The sequence below is a fragment of the Paraburkholderia ginsengiterrae genome, assembly GCF_001645125.1.
GTDB lineage: Bacteria > Pseudomonadota > Gammaproteobacteria > Burkholderiales > Burkholderiaceae > Paraburkholderia > Paraburkholderia ginsengiterrae.
Map to the genome: position 1 here is coordinate 45803 of NZ_LXKA01000276.1, position 24305 is coordinate 70107.

A 24305-nucleotide genomic window follows, 5' to 3' on the forward strand; every position below is an offset into this window, starting at 1 on the left:
TTGGTCGATACTAGCCAGTAAGTATTCAACTGTCAAAACAAATAGAAAAATACAATCGGGACACGCACCCAATTGGTGAAAGGGTGAAAAATCAATGATCAAGCGCGGCTTTCAACAGCTTTCGAGTGTAGGGGTGGGAGGGTGTCGCAAAAATCTTCTCAACCTCCCCGCTTTCGACAATCGATCCGTTTTGCATGACCGCGACACGATGCGCCATCGCCCCGATCACAGCCAGATCATGACTGATGAAAACGAAGCCAAGGTTGTACTTCTGTTGCAACCCAGCTAGCAATTTCAGGACCTGCTGCTGGATTGAAACGTCCAGCGCGCTGGTCGGTTCGTCGAGGATCAGGATGTTCGGCTCCAGCACCAGCGCGCGCGCAATGGCGATCCGCTGACGCTGCCCGCCGGAGAATTCGTGCGGATAACGTTGCAGCACCGTGCGATCGAGGCCGACTTCGCGCAGCACCGCGATCACCTTGTCGCGCCGCGCGGGCGGGCTCAGATTCGGCCGGTGCAGCGCGAGCCCTTCGCCGACAATCCGCTCGATGGTCTGACGCGGCGAAAGCGAACTGAACGGGTCCTGAAAGACAACTTGCATATTCGACCGTAAGGCGGTCTGATCGGCGCCGCGATAGCTGCCAAGCGCCCTGCCCTGAAATTCGATCTCGCCGTGCGCGGTGCGTTGCAGGCCGAGCAGCGCCATCGCCAGCGTCGATTTGCCGGAGCCCGATTCGCCGACGATGCCGAGCGTCTCGCCCTGGCGCACGGACAGGCTCGCGTCCGCCACCGCGCGAAACCGTCCGGAGCGGAACCAGCCGCCCATGCCCGGCAGCTTCGTTTTGAAGTCGACCGAGACGTCGCGCGCTTCCAGCAGCACCGGCGAAATCGGCAACACCGGCACGACCGCGCGTTCCGGCCGGCTCGCCAGCAGACGTTGCGTGTACGGATGCTGCGGCGATTCGAACACCTGCTCGACCGGTCCGCTTTCCACCAGCACGCCCTTCTCCATCACCGCGATGCGTTGCGCGAAGTGGCGCACCAGATTCAGGTCGTGCGTGATCAGCAGCACCGCCATGCCGCGACGTTGCGCTTCGTCGCGCTGCAGTTCCAGAAGCAGGTCGACGATCTGCGCGCGGATCGTCACGTCGAGCGCCGTGGTCGGCTCATCGGCCAGCAGCAGACGCGGACGGCACGCGAGCGCCATGGCGATCATCGCGCGCTGGCGCTGGCCGCCGGAGAGCTGATGCGGGTAGCTGTTCACGCGCTTGCCCGGCTCCGCGATACCGGTGCGCCCCAGAAGCGCGACGGCGCGTTTGCGCGCTTCGTTCGCGCTCACGCCGTCATGCACGACGATGGTCTCCGCAATCTGGTCGCCCACCGTGTAGAGCGGATTGAGCGCGGTCATCGGCTCCTGAAAGATCATCGCGATGTCCGAGCCACGCAGCCCGCGCATTTCGCGCTCGCTGCGGATGAGCAGTTCTTCGCCGTCGAAGCGGATCGATCCGCTCACCTGGGCGTCGCTCAGCAGGCGCAAGATGGACAGCGCGGTCACGCTCTTGCCGGAACCCGACTCGCCCACCAGCGCGACCCGCTCGCCGCGCTGGATCGCGAGCGTGACGTCGTCCACCGCGACGGTGTCGCCGAAGCTCACCCGCAGGCGCTCCAACTCCAGCAGCGGGCCGGCGGCCCGTTGTGCGTCGTTTTGCAAGCTGGCGCTCATTGATTGCCTCCGGCGCGCATCGCATCGGAGATGCGGGTGTCGAGCGCGTTGCGCAGCGCGTCGCCCATGAAGGTCAGCAGCAACAGCATGACGACCAGCACGCCGAAGGTGGACAGCGAAATCCACCAGGCGTCGAGATTCGCCTTGCCTTGCGCGAGCAGCTCACCGAGGCTCGGTGTCGGAGACGGCACGCCCAGGCCGAGAAAGTCGAGGCTGGTCAGCGCGAGAATCGCGCCGCTCATGCGAAACGGCAGGAACGTGATCACGGGCGTCAGGCTATTGGGCAGCACATGCCGCCACATGATCTGCCAGTTCGACAGTCCCATGGCGCGTGCCGCACGCACATAGTCTTGCTGGCGATTGCGCAGAAACTCCGCGCGCACGTAATCGGACAAGCCGATCCAGCCGAACAGCGAGAGCAGCACGATCAGCAGAATGAAACCGGGCTCGAAGATCGACGAAAAAATGATCAGCAGGTAAAGCTCGGGCATGGCACTCCAGATTTCGATCAGGCGTTGCCCGATGATATCGGTACGTCCTCCGAAGTAACCCTGCACGGCACCCGCTGCAATGCCGAGTATCGTGCCGATCAGCGTCAGCACCAGGCCGAATTCCACCGAGACGCGAAAGCCGTACAACAGGCGCGCGAACAGGTCGCGGCCACGGTCGTCGGTGCCGAGCCAGTTGTCGCGCGACGGCGGCGCCGGGTTTGGCGCTTTCGAAAAGTAGTTCAGTGTGTCGTAGTAGTAGCGATTCGGCGGATACAGCGCGAAGTTGCCCGGCGCATCGAAACGATGCTTGATGTACGGGTCGAGATAGTCCGCCGGCGTGGGGAAATCGCCGCCGAACGTGGTCTCGGCGTAGGTCTTGAACATCGGGAAATACAGGCTGCCGTCGTAGCGCACCACGAGCGGCTTGTCGTTCGACCACAGCGGGCCGGCGAGGCTCGCCGCGAACGCCACGACGAACACGATCAGACTCCAGTAGCCGAGGCGTTGCTGGCGAAAGCGCTGCCACACACGGCGCGCAGGCGACGGCGACACGAACGCGCGCGCCGTCTCGTTACGCGCCGCCGCGTCGGCGGAAAGGCGGGCTCGATTCATCAACGCTCCAGTTGTTCGAATTGGATGCGGGGATCGACCCACACGTAGCAAAGATCGGAAATGAGCTTGGTTGCCAGACCGATCAGCGTGAACAGATATAGCGTGCCGAGCACGACCGGATAATCGCGCCGCACCACCGATTCATATGACAGCAGCCCGAGGCCGTCGAGCGAAAACAGTGTTTCGATCAGCAGACTGCCCGTAAAGAACGCGCCGATGAACGCCGCCGGAAAGCCCACGATCAGCGGCAGCAATGCATTGCGAAACACGTGCTTCCACAGCACACGCTTTTCGGACAGCCCCTTCGCGCGCGCGGTCAGCACGTATTGCTTGCGAATCTCGTCGAGAAAGGCGTTCTTCGTCAGCATGGTGACCACTGCGAAACTACCCACCACCGAAGCCGTGATCGGCAGCGCGATATGCCACAGATAGTCGACGATCTTGCCGAAGAAGCTCAACTGCGCCCAGTTGTCCGAGGTGAGATTGCGCAGCGGGAACAGTTGCAGGAACGAGGCGCCGCCGAACAGCACAAGCAGCAGAACACCCAGCACGAAGCCGGGAATCGCATAGCCGATCAACACCACGAGGCTCGTGGCAACATCGAAGCGCGAACCATTGCGTATCGCCTTCGCGATGCCGAGCGGCACCGATATGAGGTAGGTCAGGAAGAACGTCCACAAGCCGATGCTGATCGACACCGGCAGCTTCGAGACGATCAGCGACCACACGCTTTGATGGCGGAAATAGCTTTGCCCAAGATCGAAGGTCGAGAAACGCTTGAGCATCAGCACATAGCGCTCAAGCGGCGGCTTGTCGAAACCGTAGAGCGCCTTCAGTTGCGCAATCTGCTGGGCGTCGACACCGGTATGCGCGCGCAGCCCGAACGGCGCGCCGTTCTCGGCGCCCTTGCGCAGTTCGTGCTGCATCTGTTCGACCGGGCCCCCCGGAACGAACTGGATCACGACGAAAGTCAGCGTCAGCACGCCGAGCAGCGTCGGGATCATCAACAGCAGGCGTTTGAGGATGTAGCTCCACATAGGCGGCGCTCCGGTGCGGCGAGGGTAAATGAAGGACGCGTTAGCGTGGCTGTGCTTGAGCGTTCGCTTGTGGCGGGGACTCCGGCTGCGACTGCGGCTGCGCAATCCACCACATCGACGTGATCCAGCCTTCCGCCGAATAGTACAGCGGCAATGTTTTTGGCCACGCGAGGCCGCGCTTGAACGCCACCCGGTGCGTCCCGCTGTACCAGTGCGGCACCGCATAGTAGCCATGCATCAGCACGCGGTCGAGCGCGTGCGTTGCGTCGACCAGCTGCTCGCGCGTTTGCGCATGCACGAGCGCGTTCAGGATCGCGTCGACCGCGGGCGACTTCAGCCCGATCATATTGTCCGAGCCGTGCGTATCCGCGGCCTTGCTGCCGAATCGCTCGATCTGCTCGGACCCCGGCACCTGCACGTCAGGCATGCGAATGGTGGTGGCGTCGAATTCGAAGTCGTCCAGACGCTTCTGATACACGGCAAAGTCCGACACGCGGAACGTAGCAGTAATGCCGAGCTTCTGCAGGTTGCGGATATACGTCGCGACGATCGGCTCCATCTGCGCGGACGAACCGGAATCGTCGAGAATCTCGAACTGGAACGGCTCGCCCTTGGCGTTGCGCAACGCGCCGTCGCGATAGGTCCAGCCGGCCTGTTGCAGCAACGCGCGCGCCTCCAGCAAATTGGCGCGCAGCGAGCCTGGCGGATCGGTGTCCGGTTGCTTTGGCGGCGGACCGAACACTGCCGGATCGAGCTTCGCGCGCCACGGCTCGAGCAAGGCCAGCTCACCCGGTGAAGGCAACCCTTTCGCCTGCAAATCGGTATTGGCGAAGTAACTGTCGATACGCGTGTACTGGTTGAAGAACAACTGGCGGTCCAGCCACTGGAAGTCGAGCGCGAGATCGAGCGCCTTGCGCACGCGCACGTCCTGGAACAACGGCCGCCGCACATTCAGGAAGAAGCCCTGCATGCCGGTGCCGTTATGTTGCGGGAACTCCTTCTTGATCAGTTCGCCGCTGTCGAACTTCTTGCCGATGTCACGCCGCACCCAGTTGCGCGCGACATATTCGACCAGCGCATCGTACTCGCCCGCTTTGAACGCTTCCAGCCGTGCCGTGCCATCCGAATACAGCTTATAGACGATACGCTCGAAGTTATTCATGCCGACGCGCACCGGCAGCGCCGCGCCCCAGTAGTTCGGATCGCGCCGGTACGTGATCGTGCGGCCGTTGTCGTATCGCTCGATCAGATAGGGTCCGCTGCCGATCGGCTTTTCGAACGCCAGTTGGTCGAACGGAATCCGGCTGCCGTCGGGCTTCATTCCCCACTTGCGCGAGAACACCGGCATGCTGCCCGCGAGGAGCGGCAACTCGCGATTGCGCTGGCGGAACTCGAAGCGGATGGTGCGCGGATCGACGACCACCGCACGCGTGATCTCGCCGAAGATCGACGCGAACTGCGGCGCCGCTTGCGGACTTTTCAGCGTGTCGAGCGAGAACTTGACGTCGTCCGCGGTGACCGGATCGCCGTTCGAAAAACGCGCGCGAGCGTTGATGTGGAAAGTAGTCGACAGGCCGTCCGGCGCGATGCTGATGTCGTCGGCGAGCAGTCCGTAGGCGGACGCCACTTCGTCGCTGCTGCCGATAGTCAGGCTTTCGAACAGCTGGTCCACACCCGGCGCCGTATTACCGCGCAGCGTGAACGGATTGAACTTGTCGAAGCTCGTCAGACGGCTTGGATTGGCCAGCACCAGCGTGCCGCCCTTCGGAGCGTCGGGATTGACGTAGTCGAAGTGCTTGAAATCCGCCGGATATTTCGGCTCGCCGTATTGCGCGATTGCATAGACCGCGTGCGCCCGAGGCGCCGCGAGCAAACCGGCCACGGCCACCACACCGCACATCGCCGCGGCGCATGCGGAGCGCCATGAGCGCGGCATCGCCGCGAACCCGGCACGCGAGGGTCTGAGAAGCGAGGGTTGATGAAGCGCGCTGCACCGAAGTGCGCGAGGCGTTTGAACCCTTCGCGAACCAGTTGTCATGGGGGCCTTGTTGGTCTATGGGCAAGTGCAGTGTGCGAGAATTCTACCCAATAAACCCGCGCAATTCGCACATCCGGGGCATGCGGCGCGCGCCCATGCGGCACGCAGAACCCGATAGGAGAGACCATGGGCTTCCTCGCTGGCAAACGTATCCTGCTGACCGGACTGCTGTCGAACCGCTCGATCGCCTACGGCATCGCGCAAGCCTGCAAGCGCGAAGGCGCGGAACTGGCGTTCACCTATGTCGGTGAACGCTTCAGGGATCGCATCACGGAGTTCGCCACCGAGTTCGGCAGCGATCTCGTGTTCCCGTGCGACGTCGCCGACGACGCACAGATCGACGCCCTCTTCATCTCGCTCAAGGAACGCTGGGAGGGCCTCGACGGCATCGTTCATTCGATCGGTTTCGCGCCGCGCGAGGCGATTGCCGGCGATTTCCTCGACGGCATGACGCGCGAAAACTTCCGCATCGCGCACGACATTTCCGCGTACAGCTTCCCGGCGCTCGCCAAGGCCGCGCAGTCCATGCTCACGCCGCAGGCCTCGCTGCTCACGCTGAGCTACCTCGGCGCCGAACGCGCAATTCCGAATTACAACACCATGGGTCTCGCCAAGGCTTCGCTCGAGGCCAGCGTGCGCTATCTGGCAGTGTCGCTCGGCGCGAAAGGCGTGCGGGTGAACGGCATTTCGGCGGGGCCGATCAAGACGCTGGCCGCAAGCGGCATCAAAGGCTTCGGCAAGATTCTCGACTTCGTGGAACAGAACGCACCGCTCAAACGCAATGTGACGATCGAACAGGTCGGCAACACGGCGGCGTTCCTGCTCTCGGATCTGGCCGCCGGCGTGACGGCGCAAATCGTGCACGTCGACAGCGGGTTTAGCGCGGTAGTCGGCGGCATGGCCGCTGTGGGTGAATAAGCGAGTGGGCCTTTCATATTAGTGCGTGGCCCTGTGGCCTCCCCCGTCGCGCCGCGTCGGCCCGCCGGCTTGCGAAGGCCCAATAAAAAAACCGCCCGAAGGCGGTTTTTTATTCCACAGCGCGATTAGCCGTGATCCAGACGCTTAGTGCCAACCGTGACGGTTGTCGTAGTGATCGCGGCCATAGTCATAACGGCCCGGGGGATGATGACGATACCAGTCATCGCGCGCCCAATAGCGACGCCCGTCCCAATAGCGGTCGCCGTGCCAGCCGATCACGATCGCCGGACCGCCGTAGCCGTAGTACACAGGCGCCGGTTGATAGACGACGGGGGGCGGCGGAGGCGGCGGCGGTGCATAGACCGGCGCCGGAGCAACGTACACCGGCGCGGGAATGCCGATGTTCACGCCGATGTTGACGCCACCGGCCATTGCGGCGCCCGATGCGCCCAACGCGAAAACCCCGATCAGAAGTGGAACAAGACGGACGGACTTCATCGATCACCCTTTGGAAGAATGTGTTGTTGGGCGAAATATAGCGCAAGGCCGCGCTCCGCGTATTTCAACTTTGTAATAACTGATGCATAACATCGCCTGCCTGATCGCCTTGTTACGTCTCGTTACATTGGACAAGCTTTGGTCAAAATAAATGGGGACGTTGTCGCTGCGGGAGGGTGAGTCGGGAACGGACAACGGCATTGGGCGCATTTACAAAACATAGGATAGCGAATCATTATTGCCTCGCACGCCACCTCCCTACTCCAGCATCTGAAACCGCACGGATTGTTTGCGATCCGCTTCATACGACCCGCGGCATGCCACCGACGGTACCGAATCATGACGGCACCCTATCGCGCTCACGCTGCGATTGGCCCTCGCACCCCTACTCCCCACCCGGCAACAAAAAACGAACATTTCTCGTTCGAAAGAACATTTACATGAACATTCTCAAGTGACCCGTCGTCCGATCTCTACGATAAAGGAAAATCAGCGAAAGGCGCGACTCCACCGGCTTTAAAGGCCATAACGCCTCAAATTCAATGGTTTTCCCTGGTGTTTCCACACCACATCAGTGATACGATGACTGACACAAGACAGCGATAAATGTTCGAATTCGCGCATTCTGGCCCACCCGGCGGCCAGCCAGCGGATACATTGGGTACGGAGACAGATTTGAAAACAATCATAGGTTTGCGCTGGTGGATCATCGCACTCGTCTGCCTCGGGACGATCGTCAACTATCTGTCGCGCAACGCGCTCGGCGTCATGGCGCCGGAGTTGATGAAGCTGCTGCACATGAGCACGCAGCAGTATTCCTATGTGGTCGGCGCCTTTCAGGTCGGCTATACGATCATGCAGCCGATATGCGGCCTGATCATCGACCTGATCGGTTTGCGGCTGGGCTTTGCGCTGTTCGCCTGCCTGTGGTCGCTGACCGGCGTCCTGCATGGCTTCGCGAGCGGCTGGTTGTCCCTCGCGGCATTGCGCGGGCTCATGGGGCTGACCGAGGCCGTCGCCATTCCGGCGGGCATGAAGGTGGTCGCCGAGTGGTTTCCCAATCGCGAGAAGTCCGTGGCGGTCGGCTACTTCAACGCGGGCACCTCGCTCGGCTCACTGCTGGCTCCCCCGCTCGTCGTGTTCCTGTCGCTGCGTTATGGCTGGCAAAGCGCGTTCGCCGTGACCGGCGCGCTCGGCTTTGTCTGGGCCGCTGCCTGGTATCTGCTGTACCGTTCGCCGACCGGGCATCCTCGCATCAGTGAGACAGAGCGCGACGCGATCATCAGCGGGCACACGCCGGCCACGACGCAGCGGCGCAGCATACGTGAAGTCCTGCGCACGCGCCGTTTCTGGGCCATCGCGCAAGCGCGCTTTTTCGCGGAACCGGCATGGCAGACATTCAGTTTCTGGATTCCGCTCTATCTCGCCACCCAGCGTCACATGGACCTGAAGCAGATTGCGCTGTTCGCGTGGCTGCCGTTTCTTGCCGCCGACCTGGGCGGGCTGTTCGGCGGCTATCTCTCGCCGTTCCTGATGAAGCATCTGCGCGTGCCGCTGATCTGGTCGCGCATCACGGGCGTGGCGCTTGGCGCTCTCATGATGCTCGGGCCGGCGTGCATCGGCCTGGTTGCTTCGCCCTACCAGGCAATTGCCCTCTTTTGTGTTGGCGGCTTCGCGCACCAGATGATCTCCGCGCTCGTGAATACGCTGGCAGCCGACGTGTTCGACCCGAGCGAGGTTGGCACCGTGGCGGGCTTTGCGGGCATGTCGGCGTGGATCGGCGGCCTCGGCTTTTCGTTGCTCGTCGGCGCGCTGGCCGATTCGATCGGCTACACGCCGCTATTCGGTGCCCTTGGCGCTTTCGACCTCATCGGCGCCACGCTGCTGATCATTCTGATGCGGGGCGTCACGAGCGACGCACGCCCGCGCCAGGCCAACGGCAGCGCCAGCACTCCTGCCTGACCTTACTCGAAGACTCATGATGCGCTCACCGATGAACCTGAAAACTCCGCCGCGTTTTTCGCTGTCGTCCCAGCTCGGCAACCATATCGTTCTGACCGCGCAGGCGCACTGCCGGATCGAACTGTTCGTGCTCGCGGAAGACATCATCCGGGTGCTGGTGCTGCCCGACGGCGAATTGCATGGACCGCGCACCTGGGCCATCGCGCCGGGCGCGGACGACACGCCGCTCGAAGGCCGCGAGCGCCGCGACATGAGCGGCTTCGCGCCGCCGCCGTTCAAGGTATCGGGCGACGCTGCGCATCTCGTGGTTGAAACCGCGCGCATCCGCCTGACGGTCACGCTCGATGGCGGCGCATGCGCGTGGGACATTCTGCGTGGGCCGGACTGGCATCGCGTCATGAACGATCGCAAAACCCAGGCTTATAACTTCGGCTGGTGGGACGAGCGTGTGTACCACTACATCGAGCGCCGCAAGGACGAAATGTACGTCGGGCTGGGCGAGCGCGCCGGTTCGCTCGATCGCGCCGAACAAAGCTATGAGATGCGCAATATCGACGCGATGGGCTACAGCGCGCGCACGACCGATCCGCTCTACAAGCACATCCCCTTCTACATCACCTGGCAGCCGCAAACGTCGACGGGGTTCGGCCTGTTTTACGACACCCTCGCCGATTGCCGCTTCGACATGGGGCGCGAGCTCGACAACTATCACGGTCACTACCGCCATTTCATCGCCGAGCATGGTGATCTGGATTACTACTTCATCGCCTCGGCGGACACGCCCTTGCACGCGGTGCGCCGCTTTACGTGGCTGACCGGGCGGCCGGCCTGGATGCCGAAGTGGGGCCTCGGCTACTCCGGCTCGACCATGAGCTACACCGACGCACCCGACGCGCAGCAGCGCATGGGGGAATTCATCGAACGATGCAGCGAGCACGACATACTGTGCGACTCGTTCCATCTGTCGTCGGGCTACACGTCGATCGGCGCGAAACGCTACGTGTTCAACTGGAATCACGAGAAGTTTCCGGATATCGACGGCTTCGTGCAGAGCTACCTCGACCACGGCGTGCGTCTGTGCGCGAACATCAAGCCATGCCTTCTGCAGGATCATCCGGCGTTCGACGACGTGGCCCGCTCGGGTCTGCTGATCGCCGCGCAAGACGGCGAACCGGCATGGGTGCAGTTCTGGGACGAAGTCGGCGCCTATCTGGATTTCACGAATCCCGACACCATCGCCTGGTGGAAAGCGCGCGTGAAAGAGAGCCTGCTCGCACACGGCATCGCGGCCACGTGGAACGACAACAACGAGTTCGAGATCTGGACGCCCGACGCAATCGCCCGCGGCTTCGGCAACGCGTATCCGGCACGCCAGGCGAAGGTGCTGCAAACCCAGTTGATGATGCGCGCCTCGCACGACGCGCAGCGCGCGCACGCGCCTGACCGGCGTCCGTTTCTCGTCTCCCGCTCGGGCGGCGTCGGCATGCACCGCTATGTGCAGACATGGTCGGGCGACAACTACACCTCGTGGGAAACGCTGCGCTTCAACCTGAAGATGGGTCTCGGACTCGCCATGTCGGGCGTGTCGAACAGCGGGCACGATATTGGCGGATTCTCCGGCCCGGCGCCGGAACCAGAACTGTTCGCACGTTGGGTGGCCTTCGGCATCTTCCTGCCGCGCTTCAGCATTCACTCGTGGAATGACGACGGCACCGTCAACGAACCGTGGATGCACCCCGAAGTCACGCACCAGGTGGCAGCGCTGATCAAACTGCGCTACCGCTTCATTCCGTATCTGTACGAGTTGCTGTGGCAATCGCATAGCGCGTACGAGCCGGTCACGCGGCCGATGTTCGCGGAATTTCCGCACGACCCGCGCTGCCTCGCCGACGGCGACGACATGATGCTCGGTTCGTCGATGCTGGTCGCGCCGGTGGTCAAGGCGGGCCAGTCGGAGCGCGACGTCTATCTGCCTTCAGGCACGCGGTGGGTGTCGTACTGGAGCGGCAACGCGTTCGACGGCGGCCAGACGGTGACGCTGCCCGCACCGCTCGAGCAGCCGGTTGTATTGCTGCGCGAAGGCAGCGTGATCCCGCTGAACATCGCCGAACAACACTTCGGCCGTCCGGCCGACGAGCGCGCGTTCATCGCCGTGCCGCCCGCAGGCGTCGGCATCGCACGCGGCAGTTGCGTCGAAGACGACGGCGAAAGCGAAGCCTGGCGCACGGGTGCGCAAGGCCGCTGGAACGTCACGATCGAAAGCGACGCGAGCGCGCTGCGCATCTCGGTCGAACGTGAAGGCTGGATGCCACAACCGCGGGCGGAAGTCTCAATCCTCGTGCCGATGGACGACGCGCGCACCGCAGTCTGCGTCGGCGGCAGGCTGGTAGCCGAGCACTCAGCTGACGGCTGGCGGCGCCTGACGATTTCCCTGCCGCAGTAAAAAAACATGCAGCACCGACCTGAAGAACAAAAGTCACTATTTCAATCCGGAGACTCGCAAGCCATGAATTCACTGAAGCGCGCGCGTGCGCGCGCACTCGCCCTTTCGTGCCTGCCTCTCGCAGGCGCCCTGTTGCCGGCCGGCGCATCGGCGCAAAGCAGCGTGACGCTGTACGGCGTTGTCGATAATGCGTTCGCCTATTCCAGCAATCAAAAAGGTCATTCGAACTTCTACATGAGCCAGGGCAATCTGCAGGCGAGCAAATTCGGTCTGCTTGGCTCGGAAGACATTGGCGGTGGAACGAAGACGATCTTCCGGCTCGAAAGCGGCTTTAATTCGCTGACGGGTGCTCAAAGCAGCGCGGGCTACATGTTCAACCGGCAGGCGTATGTCGGACTCACCAACGACCGCTACGGCACGGTGACACTTGGCCGCCAGTACACGCCCTACTTCCAGATGGTCGGCGCGCTTGGACCAACCGGCGTGCTCACGGGCGCGACCGGTGCGCATCCGGGCGACCTCGATGCGCTCGACACCACGCTGCGCCTGAATAATTCGGTTACCTATCTTTCGCCGACGATCGCAGGCCTGCAATTCAGCGCGCAGTACGGCCTGGGCGGCGTGCCAGGCAGCATCGCGAGCGGCAGTCAATTCAGCGCGGCGATTCGCTACGACTACCAGCCGTTTGCAGTGGCGGCCGGCTACGTGAAACTCAAGGACATTGCGACGAGCGCGGCGCTCGGCACCTTTGCGGTCAATTCGCCCGTGAATAGCGGTTATGCGACCGCGCACAGCTCGCAACTTTTCGCCGCGGCGGCCCGCTATAACCTGCGGGATCTGATGGTCGGCATCAACTATTCGAACGTGCAGTACACGCCGGGCTCCGGGTCGCTATTCACCAGCGAAGGTGTGTTCAACACGTACGGCGTAATTTCGACCTACCGGATCACACCGGCAGTGACGGTTGGCGCGGGCTATAGCTATACGCAGGCAAGCAAGGCGAACGGCATTACCGATCCGGCGCGCTATCATCAGATTTCGCTCGAACAGACCTACAACCTGTCCACCCGCACCACGTTGTATGCGCTGGAGGCGTATCAGCATGCGCACGGCAAGACGCTGGTCGCCGCGGGCAGCACCGGGACGAGTATTACCGATGCGGTGGCGGTGGTCGGCGATTCGCAGAACACGACGCCTTCATCCGGGCCTTCGCAGTTCGTCGGCATGGTGGGGCTGCGGCACGCATTCTGATCGCGCGCGAAGCGCTCATCCTTGATCCGCAGGCGGCGTTCGATACTCGATTGCGCCGCCGGGCAAAAAATACAGGATGAGCGCTTTCCTGGTGACCGTTGGGAAATGCTCGCTAAGCGGCGGAAACACGCACCAGCCCGCGCCATGTCCACAAAACTGCGCGCCTTCTTCGAGTGGAATGATCATGTTGATCTCTCCGTTCGTATGGCAGTGGTACTGTCCCTTCACATCCCGCAACAGCCCGCTTTCGATGCTCATGCCGGCCGTCTCGGGCGAAGGTTCCGCGATGCGACCCCGCCGGTAATCCGCGCCTTCGATTTCCACATACGCCGCCCACCCTTCTTCGACCCCGATTTTCAGCAGGCTCACCATGCGCGCGTAGGATTGGGTACCGACTCCAAATTCGCGATTCAGATGCGACTCGAGCGTGCCGTCTAATGACCGCCCACGTATGCTGTCGCAGACTTCCCGCAACAGCCCCGACATCTCGTCCTTGTGAATTCCCGTGGGCAGCATCAACGTCTCCTTACTGTTTGACTCCATACGCGGCTTTTGGCCGCTCCGCCGCCCCAAAGCCTGAGTTCGCGGATTCTGCCGCTAGCCGAACGACCGTCAACCAGTCTAGAGGTGCAGGCGGGTGCTGAACAATCAAACATTCCGGCGCAGATATAAGCAATCGGAATACCGGAGACCCGCTGAAATTTTCTTCGCGGTTCCGGCAGAGCCGTTTCGGCAGCAGCCGGACCCGCGCGTGGCGAACGCGGAAGATTGCCCCTAGTGACGCGCAACCGGGATGAAGCCGTAACGCGGAAGCACCTCCTGCGCCGCCGGACTCATCAGATACATCGCCAGCCGGTAAGCGGCATCGCGCGTCGCGGCGTTCTGCGGCGACTCGATCACGGTCATTCCGTAATAGACGGGAAAATCCAGATCGGGCGGCAACTCGACGTGCGTCAGCGACGTGTCAGGCGTCGTTTCGTGGGAACTGCAGTAGCCGATAAACACATCGACGTAGTGTGTCGCAAGAAAGTATTTCACCGGACTCTGGCCTGCCGGCACGGGCGGCGTGACGGCGCCGCCCACCAGTTGCTTCGCCTTCGCCTCCAGCGTTTGCGTGGCGCCGGGCCGGACGGTGCCGGCTTTTTCAAACAGCGCCCATGCGTAGTCGCCTCCGGGGTCTGCCTTCGGCGTCGACGTGCCGATCCCGATGGCCGGATCGAGCAGCTTGTCGAGCAGGTTGGCGCTGGTCAGCCCGACATCCGGACGCGCGTCCACGCACAGCCGGTTTCGCGCGAATACCACGACGGGCGCCGCTTTGCCTTCCGCTGCAAGGCGCTGCGGATGCGCCATGTTCGCGGAAACGAAAATGTCGGCTCTCGCCGAATGCTCGATCTTGTCGAGCAAGGTGCCGGCAGGCCCGGTCACGAGCTGAACCGGCTGGCCGGTCTCGCTGGTGTACTGGCGCGTGATGGCACCGAGCGCGCCGGTCGTGCTGCCGGCCGCGTAGACCGTGATAGTCGGCACGGCGGGCGCCTGCTGAGCCACGGCGAGACAGGCGCTCATGCCGATAGCGGAGGACAGCAGCCCCCGGAGCAGAAAGGAGGACAGTTTTTTCATATCAGAGATCGACCTGGATGGATGCACGAACCGTTCGCGGCGCGCCGAGTGTGGCAGTGCCGCTATCGCTGCCGGTATAGCCGTTCTGGCCCGCCGGTGTGATGTTGGCCCAGTAGTGGCGGTTGGCTACGTTGTCGACGCCAACTCGCAGCGCCACAGCCTTGCCGGCGACTTTCGTCAGGTAGCGCGCGCCGAGGTTGAAGACCGTGTAACCGTCGGCGTAGTCGGTGTTCGAATAGTTGGCGGCGCGACGGCTCGCATAGTTCACGTCGACGTTAAAGCCGAGCCCGGCCACGGTCGGAATCGAGTAATCGATGAGCGCGTCGAACACGACGCGCGACAGGCCGAGAATCTGCGTTCCCTCGGTGGCGGCGACGCCGGTGTTATGCAACCGCGGATCCAGCAGCGCGAGCCCGGTGTAAATGTTGATATCACGCGTGACGGCCCCCGTCGCGGTCAGCTCGATCCCGCGATTCACCTGCTCACCCTGCTCCGCATAGACGTTGTTCGCGGTCACCATGGCATAGGGCCGCTCGATCCGGTAGAGCGCGGCACCCAGCGTCGCACGGCCGATATCGACCTTGTAGCCGAGTTCCCACTGCTTGCTGCGGTAAGGGGCGAGTTCATCGCCCGCGTTGACGGTGCCGGACGGTGCGATGTCGCCCTGCTGGAGACTGTCCGCGTAGGTGACATAGGCGGTCATGTTCGCAAGCGGCTTGTACATCAGGCTGGCTGTCGGGCTGACGCCGTCGGCGCTGTACTTGCTCGTGACCGCCCCCGCCGAGTTGTAGTTCTCGGCATGGATCCAGCTCTGGCTCGCGGCCAGCAGCGTCGACCAGTGCTCGTTGAAACTGATCGTGTCGCCAACGCTGATCGCTTGCTGGAATGTATTGACCGACCGATAGCGGTTCGAAAAATCCGGCAGCGGCGGCTCGCCAAAAAGCGTCGGATTACTAAGGTTTCCGGTACCGAGCGTGATCGCGCCGGTATGGTATGGCGTGTAGCGGTTCCAGTAAAAACCGGTAGTCGACACGAACACGTCGTGGGTCAGGCCGGCGAGCGCGACGTGGCCGTTCAACGCGATCGTGTTGCTGATGATCTGGTCGAGACTGTAGGTCGTCGTCGCGGTCGTTTCCTTGTACGCGCCGCTGTTATTGGTGAGCGTGAGAGTCGGGACAGTCGACGCCCGGTCGTTCGTTTCGCGCTGCACGCCTGCGCTCAGGTGCCAGTCCTGATTGAAGTCGTGCTTGAGCGTCGCGCCCATCATGTTCGTGACGTTGTTGTCACCGGCCCATGACTGGCCGAACCCGACCGTTGCCGGATTCGGCGCGGCGGGAAGCAGCACGTTCTTCGCCAGCGCGAAGGTTCCGGGGTAGCCCGTGTCGAGGTAGTGGTACGTGCTGAAATTCGTTTCGAGCCGCGTGTCCGGCGTGAAACGGACATCGAAGGCGAGGCTCGCGAGGCGCCTGCGCAGACGGCTGTCCGAGACATAGCCCTCGCCATCCTGGTTGAGCAGATTGAGGCGATAGCCGAAGCGGTCGTCGTTGCCGAAGTGGCCGCCAAGGTCGAGATGCTCGGTCCACAGATCCTTCGACTCATAGCCCAGCGTGAATTCGCGCAGCGGTTCATCGGTCGGACGCTTGAGCACGTAGTTGAACGTGCCGGCCGGACTCGCCGGCCCGTAAAGGGCGCCGGCAAGTCCGTTCAGCACCTCGATGCGGTCGAACTGCTCGATCGGATAGTCGGTCGTCGCGGCGATGTTCATGCCGTCGATCCGCGTATTCTGGACGACGCCCGCCTGCATGCCGCGCGTCTGGGGCCGGATATTCCAGCCCTGCACCGACGGAATGAAGGTGAATGCCTCCTGCACGCTGCGCAGTTGCTGGTTCTTTGCCAAGGACTCCGGAATGACGTTAATCGAATAAGGCGTATCGAGCAGCTTCTTTTCGCCGAGCGGCCCGACCACGGTCTGCTTGACCTGATACGACGGGTAAGTCACGGGCATGACGCCTGTGATGACAATCGGGGCAAGCTGAGCTTCGTTGTCCTGTGCATGAGCCGGGAGGGCCACGCCGATTCCTGTGTAGGCGAGTGCGAGCGTAGGTAATGTGTAGCGGGAACGTGGTGCCATTGAGTTTCTTCGTTACGGGGGGGTAGTTCGTTATATCTTTCGGAATATAACGTGGCAGGTGACTGTCAACAAGGACGCTACGGGGTCTTGTTGCATCGATGCGTCGCGGATAAGGGAATACTGCTTATATCAGGAGAGCGATAGTGACCGTTCCGGCCGGCAAACCGATTCCGGCATTCGTCGGATTATATAAAGCAATCCTTATCGATCAGACGCGAAGGCATTTCACGCGGCCGGCGTCGCGGCGCCTTTCAGGCCGTACCTCACGACGATATGGGAGGTCTTCGGTGCGTTGCCGATGTTCTTTCCGGTTTTGATGGCGTTGCTCCCCTCGTCTTCGGATGCCGGTGGAATTGCACTGATCAATTCCGCCGGCCAGATCGGGGAATGCCTGGCTGCGGTACAAATTTGACGGTCGTTTTTCGGCCGCACAAAAAACAAAAACCCCGCAGAGCCTAGACTCTGCGGGGTTTTCTCCACCACTTCTGGCGGAGACGGAGGGATTCGAACCCTCGATCCAGGTTTTGGCCCAGATGCTCCCTTAGCAGGGGAGTGCCTTCGACCTCTCGGCCACGTCTCCCAAACTTTCGGTTGCGCAGGGAGGCAGCGCAACGAAGCCAAGATAATAGCGGGCGGAGCCGCGAAGGTCAATGTCTGACGAACACTTTTTATGCCAGTTTCGTCATTGACGACGCAAAATATTCACACCCGCCGCAAAAAACAAAACGGGGCGCTCTTGAGCGCCCCGTCTGCCAAGCCCGCTAAAACAGATTACGCCTGATCCAGCTCGAACGCCTTATGCAGCGCGCGCACGGCGAGCTCCATGTATTTCTCGTCGATCAGCACGGAAATCTTGATTTCGGAGGTCGAGATCATCTGAATGTTGATGCCCTCTTCCGACAGCGTGCGGAACATCGTGCTCGCGATACCAACGTGCGAGCGCATGCCGACGCCGACCACCGACACTTTCGACACCTTAGGATCGCCTAGCACCTGCTCGGCTTGCACGTGGCCCTTCACCTGGCTCGTGAGGATGTCCATGGCGCGCTGATAGTCGCCGCGACCGACCGTGAACGTGAACGCGGTTTTGCCTTCCACGCTCTGGTTCTGGATGATCATGTCGACGTCGATATTCGCGTCCGCCACCGGGCCGAGAATCTGGTACGCGATGCCCGGTTTGTCGGGCACACCCATCACGGCGATGCGAGCTTCGTCGCGCTGAAACGCGATGCCCGAGATGACTGCTTTTTCCATGGTCTCGTCTTCTTCAAAAGTAATCAGGGTGCCCGACTTCATTTCCGCGTCGAGCGGTATCAGCGGATCGGTCAGGCTCGACAGCACGCGCGTCTTCACCTGATATTTGCCGGCGAACTCCACCGAGCGGATCTGCAGCACCTTCGAACCCAGGCTTGCCATTTCCAGCATTTCTTCGAACGTCACGCAATCGAGCCGGCGCGCTTCTTCCACCACGCGCGGGTCGGTCGTGTAGACCCCGTCGACGTCCGTGTAAATCAGGCACTCATCGGCTTTCAGCGCGGCCGCCACAGCGACCGCCGAAGTGTCCGAACCGCCGCGGCCGAGCGTGGTGATGTTGCCGTCAGGATCGATACCCTGGAAGCCGGTGATCACCACCACTTTGCCCGCGTCGAGATCGCGCAGCACGCGCTCGCCGTCGATTTCGCTAATGCGCGCTTTCGTGAAGGCGCTATCGGTTTTGACCGGCACTTGCCAGCCGGCATAGCTGACCGCGTCGACGCCGGCTTCCTGCAGCGCGATAGCCAGCAGGCCCGAGCTGACCTGCTCGCCGGTGGCGGCGATCATGTCGAGTTCGCGCGGGCTCGGCTGACCCGTAATTTCTTTTGCGAGACCAAGCAAGCGGTTGGTTTCGCCGGACATCGCCGACGGCACGACGACCATCTTGTGGCCGGCCTTGTGCCATTTCGCGACGCGCTTGGCGACGTTCTTGATGCGCTCGACCGAGCCCATCGAGGTGCCGCCGTATTTATGTACGATGAGTGCCATTGTCGTTCTGAACTGGAGGAGAAACCGCGCTGGCGCGCTGGAGACGACCGCACAAAGCACAGGCGCGCAACGTCTCGTGAACGGCGACAAAATGTGTGGCGGCGTAAATGCAGCACGCGTACAGCACGCGCGGATTTGCCCGGGAATGGTCGCTAATGGCTTACCGGATACGACGGATCACGATCGGAAACTCACGATAGCGACAAAAGCGACGGCGAAATCGGGTCGGGCAAACAAGTTACCCTACCTGATCGAGCGCAAAAAGACAAGCCGGAACGGCTGCCGACGCCTGTTCCATATGGTTTTGCGCCCTATTTCCCCGCTTCAGCGGCTGGATGAGCCGGGTGTCCGACCGGCCGGTCAGGCGATCAGCAGATCGTCCCGCCAAACAATCCTCAGGTGCGGCTCATCCGACTCGCGCCGCTCCGGCAACGCGGCGCGGTTCACCCCGAGCAGAGGCACGAACAGCAGGTCGTCGCCGACGAAAAGCAACGGCACGTCGCGCTTCCAGGCAGGAACACCGCGTTCCTGGAACAGGTTTTTCAACGTACGGCTGCGCGCACCGGGCGACTCGCCCACGCGCATGCGTTCGCCGCCGCTGCGTGAGCGCACGCTCAACACGGCACGCTGCAAAACGCTGACGGGAATCGTATCGGGACCGCGAGCGTCCTCGAACGGCTCAACAGGGGCGAACACGAAAGTGCCGCGCCATTGCGGCAAATGCCAGACCGACTCGCCCTGCCATGAAAGTTCGCTGATCGCGCGCGCGACCAGCGCGGTTTCGTCGGCGGGTTCGCTGCTGTCCCCTGCTTCCCAATAGACCAGGCCGCGATAGCTGCGCAACGCCTGTCCTGCGTGATCGACACGCAGGCCATGGCCCTCGCCTGCTTCGCCGACTTCGCGCAGCTGGCGCAACGCATCGGCAAGACGCGCACTCGACGCGGCAACCAGCCCGAGCGAGCGCATCCAGTAGCGCAACAGGTTGAGCGCCCGATCGTCGTCGAGCGCGAGCAAGGTGTCGTGCGAAAGCGCGCGCCCTTCTTCGCGTGACGCCACCGTCATGTCAATGCGCGCGAGTTCATCAAGCAGACGCTGCGCCGACGCTGCATGCGCCGCCGTGCGCGCGAGCGCATCGCGAAAGCCGGGAAAATGGATGGCGAGCGCCGGCGTCACATCATGGCGCAAGGCATTGCGCGCGTAACGTGTATCCGCGTTCGATTCGTCGTCGATCCACTGCAACCTGCGAGCACTCGCGTACTGCTCGAGTTGCGCGCGCAGCAGATGGAGCAAAGGCCGCATCCGCGTGACCGATGCACCCGCCGGCAAATACGCCGGCGCCATCGCCGCGAGACCCGCGAGGCCGGCGCCCCTCAGCAATTGCAACAACACGGTTTCTGCCTGGTCGTCCGCGTGTTGCGCGAGCCAGAGCGTATGAACACCGCGTGCTTCACAGAGTGCATCCAACGCGCGATAACGCGCATCGCGCGCCGCAGCCTCGACGCTCGCCCCCGCATCGCGCGGCACGTCGACGCGCTCGGCCGCGAACTCCACGCCGCGCTCCCGCGCGAACGCCTCGCAGTGAGCAAGCCACGCATCGGCGTGAGGGCTCAGGCCGTGGTGCACATGCAGCGCCACACAACGCGACGCCCCGGCGACGCGCGCGGCGGCATCGAGCAGCACACTCGAATCGACACCGCCGCTGAACGCAATAGCAATCCGCCCGCCTGCGGGCAGCGCGGACAGCGCCACGCCGACCGCCTCGAGAACGAGGCGGTCGGCAGGGGAATCGGCGGTGGAGATCACGTCGCTAGCGCGCGCAGCGCTGAAGGACGAAAGAGGACGCGCGCGGGCTCAAGCACCCGGCGTCGTTTCCTTGAACTTGCCGTACGACATCAGCCGTTCGAAACGGCGTTCGCGCAGGTCGTTGATGCTCATGCCCTGGAACTGGCGCAGCGAATCGGCCAGCGCACGGCGCAGCATGGCGGCCATGCCCTTCGGATCGCGATGCGCGCCGCCGAGCGGCTCGTTGACGATCTTGTCGATCAGGCCAAGCGCCTTGAGACGATGCGCGGTCAGGCCGAGCGCCTCCGCGGCTTCCGGCGCTTTCGCGGCGCTCTTCCACAGAATCGACGCGCAGCCTTCCGGCGAAATCACCGAGTAGGTCGAGAATTGCAGCATCAGCACGCTGTCGCCGACCGCGATGGCGAGCGCGCCGCCCGAACCGCCTTCACCGATGATGGTCGCGATCAGCGGCGTCTTCAGTTCGGCCATCACGTACAGATTGCGGCCGATCGCTTCCGATTGGCCACGCTCTTCCGCACCGATGCCAGGATAAGCGCCCGGCGTGTCGATGAACGTGAAAATCGGCAAGCCGAATTTTTCGGCGAGACGCATCAGGCGTTCGGCCTTGCGATAGCCTTCCGGACGCGGCATGCCGAAGTTGCGCAGCGCGCGCTCCTTGGTGTCGCGACCCTTCTGATGGCCAATCACCATGCATGCCTGGCCGTTGAAACGCGCCAGACCGCCGACGATCGACAGGTCGTCCGCATAGTTGCGATCGCCATGCAGTTCGTGGAAATCGGTGAACAGTTCGTTCACGTAGTCGAACGTGTACGGGCGCTGCGGATGGCGGGCAATTTGCGAAACCTGCCACGGCGTGAGGTTCGCGTACAGATCTTTGGTGAGCTGTTGACTCTTCTTGGACAGCCGCTCGATCTCTTCCGAAATATCGACGGCCGAATCGTCCTGCACGAAGCGCAATTCTTCGATCTTCGCTTCGAGTTCAGCGATCGGCTGTTCGAAATCCAGAAACGTGGTCTTCATTGGTTTTAATCCTTGGACTTACCGGCAGCGCGTATTCTAACCGCGCTCGCCGATGTCAAAACCATCTCACAACTATCAATTCTTAACAATTGATAGTATTTTGAGGCGGCCCCGCTTTCTGACGCTCAGTAGTCGACCGGCAATGGATCGAGACTGCGCCACATATACCAGGTGGCGACGGTGCGCCACGGCTCCCAGTTCGCAGCGACCTCGCGCGCTTCGCTGCGCGTGACCGGTTCGCCGCTGAAGTAGTTGACGCTGATCGCGCGAATCAGGCCCAGGTCGTCGAGCGGCAGGACGTCGGGGCGTGACAGGTTGAAGATCAGGAACATCTCCGCCGTCCAGCGGCCGATGCCGCGAATCTGCGTGAGCTCGGCGATCACCGCCTCGTCGTCCATTGAAGTCCATTTGCCGACGTGCAACGCGCCCGAGACGAAATGCTGCGCGAGATCGAGCACGTATTCGGCCTTGCGCTTGGACAACCCGCAGGCGGTCAGCTTCTCCAGTCCGAGCTTGATGAACTGCTGCGGCACGAGCTTCGGACAGGCGGCCTCAACTTTTGCCCAGACCGCTTGCGCGGACGCGACCGAAATCTGCTGCCCGACCACCGAGCGTGCCAGCGTGACGAACGGATCGCCCCGGCTCAGCAGATGCACGGGACCAAACTTCGGAATCAGTTTCTTCAGAATACGATCGCGCTTGACGAGGTCCGCACACGCCTTGTCCCAATACGCGGGAGCCGACACGTCGGGCGTGAGACCGCCAACCTGCACCGGCACCGCGACTTCGTTCGCCGCCTCTGTGCCGGCCGCGGACGCGCGCGTCTTGCGCACGACCTCGCCTTCATGGCCTGCGGCCGTGACGCGAGCGAGTTCCTGCACGTCGCCCGCCAGTTCGGCCGGCAACGCGCCATTGCCCTTGGCGCGCGACGCCTTCGCGCCTTTCGCAGCGCTCACGTGCGCCGACGCGCCGTTGAGCGCGCGTTTGACGGCGGTCTTTTTCGACGGACCTGCCGAGGTCTTGGCCGCCACCCCGGCGACTTTCGACGATGCTTTTTTTACCGCGCCGCTGCCTGTGCGTGCCGACGTGCGAGTCGACTTTGCCGCTACTGACGCGTTTGTCTGAGACGTGGCTCGTTTAGCCGGCGTCTTCGTGGCCGTTGCCATCCTGCCTCCTGCCTGGCGAGTCGATCAAAGGGAAGTTCGAGGTGCGCTCACACGCGCCGCCACTCGGTCAACCCGCCGGGTTTGTCTTCAAGTGCAACACCAGCCTCGAGCAATTCGGCCCGAATCCGGTCTGCTGCCGCATAGTCTTTCGCCTGCTTGGCGGCGACGCGCGCGGCGATCTTCGCTTCGATCGCGGCGGCGTCGAGCGCGCCTTCGGCGGCTGCCCCCGCTGCCTGCTGCAGGTACGCACGCGGTTCACGGCCGAGCAGGCCGATCACCGCGCCGAGCGAGCGCAATTGACGGGCCAGCGCGGGGTCGCGCGTGCGGTTCACTTCACTTGCCAACTCGAACAACACCGACACTGCCACCGGCGTGTTGAAGTCGTCGTTCATTGCTGCCTGGAAACGCTGCGCATACGCTTCGTTCCAGTCGAGCGCGGCGGCGTCCGGTGTGACGTCCTTCAGCGCGGTGTAGAGCCGCGTAAGGGCGTTGCGGGCGTCGTCGATATGCACGTCGCTGTAATTCAGCGGCGAACGGTAATGCGCGCGCGCGATAAAAAACCGCACGACCTCCGCATCGTACTGCGCCAATACTTCGCGGATCGTAAAGAAGTTGTTCAACGACTTCGACATCTTCTCATTGTCGATCTGTACGTAGCCGTTGTGCATCCAGTAATTGACGAACGTTTGACCGGTAGCAGCTTCACTTTGCGCAATTTCGTTTTCGTGGTGCGGAAACTGCAGATCCTGGCCGCCGCCATGAATGTCGAAATGTTCGCCAAGCAGCGTGCAGCCCATGGCCGAGCATTCGATATGCCAGCCTGGCCGGCCGCGCCCGTACTTCGAATCCCAGCCAGTGTCGGCGGGCTCTTCCGGCTTGGCCCGCTTCCACAGCACGAAGTCGAGCGGGTCCTGCTTCGCCTCGTTGGCCGCGACGCGCTCGCCTGCGCGCAGATCTTCGAGCGACTTGCCCGACAGCTTGCCGTAGCCCTCGAACTTGCGCACCGCGTAGTTCACGTCGCCGTCCGCCGCCTGGTAGGCGTAGCCGTTCGTCTCGAGCTTCTCGATCATGCCGAGCATCTGCGGAATGAAATCCGTGGCGCGCGGCTCGACGTCGGGCCGCTCGATGCCGAGCGCGTCCGCGTCTTCATGCAAGGCATTGATGAAGCGGTCGGTCAGCGCTTTGATCGTTTCGCCGTTCTCGACGGCACGCCGGATGATCTTGTCGTCGATATCCGTAATGTTGCGCACATAGGTCACGTTGTAGCCGAGCGTGCGCAACCAGCGCTGCACAATGTCAAATACGACCATCACCCGCGCATGGCCCACATGACAGTAGTCGTACACGGTCATCCCGCAGACGTACATCCGCACGACGCCTTCTTGCAGCGGCACGAAAGTTTGCTTGTCACGCGCGAGCGTGTTGTAGATGCGCAGTGATTCCATAGAGAACGGTGCGTGGGTCGAAAGAAATCCGCAATGTGTTTCAAGCGCGCCGCGCCCCGCGAAACGAACGGGACGACGGGTGCGCCGCATGCAGCAAAACCGGGCACCTGGTGCGGCGGTCAGACTGC

17 protein-coding genes and 1 tRNA gene are annotated in these 24305 nt (G+C 62.6%); 4 read left to right on the plus strand and 14 right to left on the minus strand.

Translation table 11 applies throughout. The features are described from left to right. Positions 1-91: 91 nt before the first annotated feature. From A6V37_RS20325 to A6V37_RS20340, 4 genes are read right to left on the minus strand one after another with little or no spacing between them, the layout of a single operon-like run. Positions 92-1723, minus strand: a complete 1632-nt coding sequence (locus A6V37_RS20325; protein ID WP_064266036.1) for an ABC transporter ATP-binding protein — start codon at positions 1721-1723, stop codon at positions 92-94. Beyond that, a complete protein-coding gene (locus A6V37_RS20330) occupies positions 1720-2826 on the minus strand; it encodes an ABC transporter permease (RefSeq protein WP_064286271.1) in 1107 nt (368 codons plus the stop codon). Before A6V37_RS20330 ends, A6V37_RS20325 begins: the two co-directional genes overlap by 4 nt. Then, on the minus strand, positions 2826-3863 hold the full coding sequence (locus A6V37_RS20335; protein WP_064286272.1) for a microcin C ABC transporter permease YejB: 1038 nt from the start codon (positions 3861-3863) through the stop codon (positions 2826-2828). The genes A6V37_RS20330 and A6V37_RS20335 overlap by 1 nt, the downstream gene beginning before the upstream one ends. Positions 3864-3903: 40 nt before the next feature. Beyond that, on the minus strand, positions 3904-5901 hold the full coding sequence (locus A6V37_RS20340; RefSeq protein WP_082902603.1) for an extracellular solute-binding protein: 1998 nt from the start codon (positions 5899-5901) through the stop codon (positions 3904-3906). A gap of 126 nt (positions 5902-6027) precedes the next feature. Between A6V37_RS20340 and fabI the strand changes: the two genes are divergently transcribed. After that, positions 6028-6819 carry an enoyl-ACP reductase FabI gene (gene fabI / locus A6V37_RS20345; protein WP_064266040.1) on the plus strand — a complete coding sequence of 264 codons (792 nt, stop codon included), beginning with the start codon at positions 6028-6030 and terminating at the stop codon, positions 6817-6819. A 144-nt stretch (positions 6820-6963) separates the two neighbouring features. Here fabI and A6V37_RS20350 read toward each other — a convergent pair whose 3' ends face one another. Then, positions 6964-7317 (minus strand): hypothetical protein, encoded by a 354-nt coding sequence (locus tag A6V37_RS20350; protein WP_064286273.1) that lies wholly within the window; start codon positions 7315-7317, stop codon positions 6964-6966. Between the two features lie 675 nt (positions 7318-7992). On the opposite strand from A6V37_RS20350, the gene A6V37_RS20355 reads away from it, so the two are divergent. The 3 genes from A6V37_RS20355 (at position 7993) to A6V37_RS20365 (ending at position 12973) form a co-directional block, all read left to right on the plus strand. After that, positions 7993-9279 carry an MFS transporter gene (locus A6V37_RS20355; RefSeq protein WP_064286274.1) on the plus strand — a complete coding sequence of 429 codons (1287 nt, stop codon included), beginning with the start codon at positions 7993-7995 and terminating at the stop codon, positions 9277-9279. 19 nt (positions 9280-9298) lie between these two features. After that, the gene (locus A6V37_RS20360) at positions 9299-11722 is read left to right on the plus strand and encodes a glycoside hydrolase family 31 protein (protein WP_064286281.1); all 2424 of its coding nucleotides are present in this window, start codon (positions 9299-9301) and stop codon (positions 11720-11722) included. A 63-nt stretch (positions 11723-11785) separates the two neighbouring features. After that, positions 11786-12973 (plus strand): porin, encoded by a 1188-nt coding sequence (locus tag A6V37_RS20365; RefSeq protein WP_064266043.1) that lies wholly within the window; start codon positions 11786-11788, stop codon positions 12971-12973. Positions 12974-12988: 15 nt separating this feature from the next. On the opposite strand, the gene A6V37_RS20370 is transcribed toward A6V37_RS20365, so the two are convergent. The 9 genes from A6V37_RS20370 to cysS all read right to left on the minus strand — a co-directional run bounded on the left by A6V37_RS20370 (position 12989) and on the right by cysS (position 24177). Next, the gene (locus A6V37_RS20370) at positions 12989-13489 is read right to left on the minus strand and encodes a 4-hydroxylaminobenzoate lyase (protein WP_064266044.1); all 501 of its coding nucleotides are present in this window, start codon (positions 13487-13489) and stop codon (positions 12989-12991) included. A 258-nt stretch (positions 13490-13747) separates the two neighbouring features. Next, positions 13748-14590: a molybdate ABC transporter substrate-binding protein gene (modA, locus tag A6V37_RS20375; protein ID WP_064266045.1), complete on the minus strand. Its 843-nt coding sequence runs from the start codon at positions 14588-14590 to the stop codon at positions 13748-13750. A gap of 1 nt (position 14591) precedes the next feature. After that, positions 14592-16721: a TonB-dependent receptor gene (locus A6V37_RS20380; RefSeq protein WP_064286275.1), complete on the minus strand. Its 2130-nt coding sequence runs from the start codon at positions 16719-16721 to the stop codon at positions 14592-14594. A 486-nt stretch (positions 16722-17207) separates the two neighbouring features. Then, positions 17208-17301 (minus strand) — tRNA-Ser (locus A6V37_RS20390). Positions 17302-17492: 191 nt separating this feature from the next. Then, on the minus strand, positions 17493-18743 hold the full coding sequence (locus A6V37_RS20395) for an aspartate kinase (RefSeq protein WP_064286276.1): 1251 nt from the start codon (positions 18741-18743) through the stop codon (positions 17493-17495). 360 nt (positions 18744-19103) lie between these two features. Beyond that, positions 19104-20546, minus strand: a complete 1443-nt coding sequence (tilS, locus tag A6V37_RS20400) for a tRNA lysidine(34) synthetase TilS (RefSeq protein WP_064266049.1) — start codon at positions 20544-20546, stop codon at positions 19104-19106. Between the two features lie 48 nt (positions 20547-20594). Then, a complete protein-coding gene (locus A6V37_RS20405; RefSeq protein ID WP_064266050.1) occupies positions 20595-21566 on the minus strand; it encodes an acetyl-CoA carboxylase carboxyltransferase subunit alpha in 972 nt (323 codons plus the stop codon). Positions 21567-21691: 125 nt separating this feature from the next. Beyond that, on the minus strand, positions 21692-22732 hold the full coding sequence (locus A6V37_RS20410) for an endonuclease III domain-containing protein (protein ID WP_064266051.1): 1041 nt from the start codon (positions 22730-22732) through the stop codon (positions 21692-21694). A gap of 47 nt (positions 22733-22779) precedes the next feature. Then, complete coding sequence (gene cysS, locus A6V37_RS20415; RefSeq protein WP_064266052.1) at positions 22780-24177, minus strand: cysteine--tRNA ligase; 1398 nt, start codon at positions 24175-24177, stop codon at positions 22780-22782. Between the last annotated feature and the right edge of the window lie 128 nt (positions 24178-24305).

Bases quoted from the DNA above. Each gene is read 5' to 3' on its own strand.
- A6V37_RS20350 (WP_064286273.1), bottom strand. From the start codon at position 7,317: ATGAAGTCCGTCCGTCTTGTTCCACTTCTGATCGGGGTTTTCGCGTTG.
- A6V37_RS20330 (WP_064286271.1), bottom strand. From the start codon at position 2,826: ATGAATCGAGCCCGCCTTTCCGCCGACGCGGCGGCGCGTAACGAGACG.
- A6V37_RS20360 (WP_064286281.1), top strand. From the start codon at position 9,299: ATGCGCTCACCGATGAACCTGAAAACTCCGCCGCGTTTTTCGCTGTCG.
- modA (WP_064266045.1), bottom strand. From the start codon at position 14,590: ATGAAAAAACTGTCCTCCTTTCTGCTCCGGGGGCTGCTGTCCTCCGCT.
- A6V37_RS20410 (WP_064266051.1), bottom strand. From the start codon at position 22,732: ATGGCAACGGCCACGAAGACGCCGGCTAAACGAGCCACGTCTCAGACA.
- A6V37_RS20405 (WP_064266050.1), bottom strand. From the start codon at position 21,566: ATGAAGACCACGTTTCTGGATTTCGAACAGCCGATCGCTGAACTCGAA.
- fabI (WP_064266040.1), top strand. From the start codon at position 6,028: ATGGGCTTCCTCGCTGGCAAACGTATCCTGCTGACCGGACTGCTGTCG.
- A6V37_RS20395 (WP_064286276.1), bottom strand. From the start codon at position 18,743: ATGGCACTCATCGTACATAAATACGGCGGCACCTCGATGGGCTCGGTC.
- cysS (WP_064266052.1), bottom strand. From the start codon at position 24,177: ATGGAATCACTGCGCATCTACAACACGCTCGCGCGTGACAAGCAAACT.
- A6V37_RS20380 (WP_064286275.1), bottom strand. From the start codon at position 16,721: ATGGCACCACGTTCCCGCTACACATTACCTACGCTCGCACTCGCCTAC.
- A6V37_RS20370 (WP_064266044.1), bottom strand. From the start codon at position 13,489: ATGCTGCCCACGGGAATTCACAAGGACGAGATGTCGGGGCTGTTGCGG.
- A6V37_RS20340 (WP_082902603.1), bottom strand. From the start codon at position 5,901: ATGACAACTGGTTCGCGAAGGGTTCAAACGCCTCGCGCACTTCGGTGC.
- A6V37_RS20325 (WP_064266036.1), bottom strand. From the start codon at position 1,723: ATGAGCGCCAGCTTGCAAAACGACGCACAACGGGCCGCCGGCCCGCTG.
- A6V37_RS20365 (WP_064266043.1), top strand. From the start codon at position 11,786: ATGAATTCACTGAAGCGCGCGCGTGCGCGCGCACTCGCCCTTTCGTGC.
- A6V37_RS20335 (WP_064286272.1), bottom strand. From the start codon at position 3,863: ATGTGGAGCTACATCCTCAAACGCCTGCTGTTGATGATCCCGACGCTG.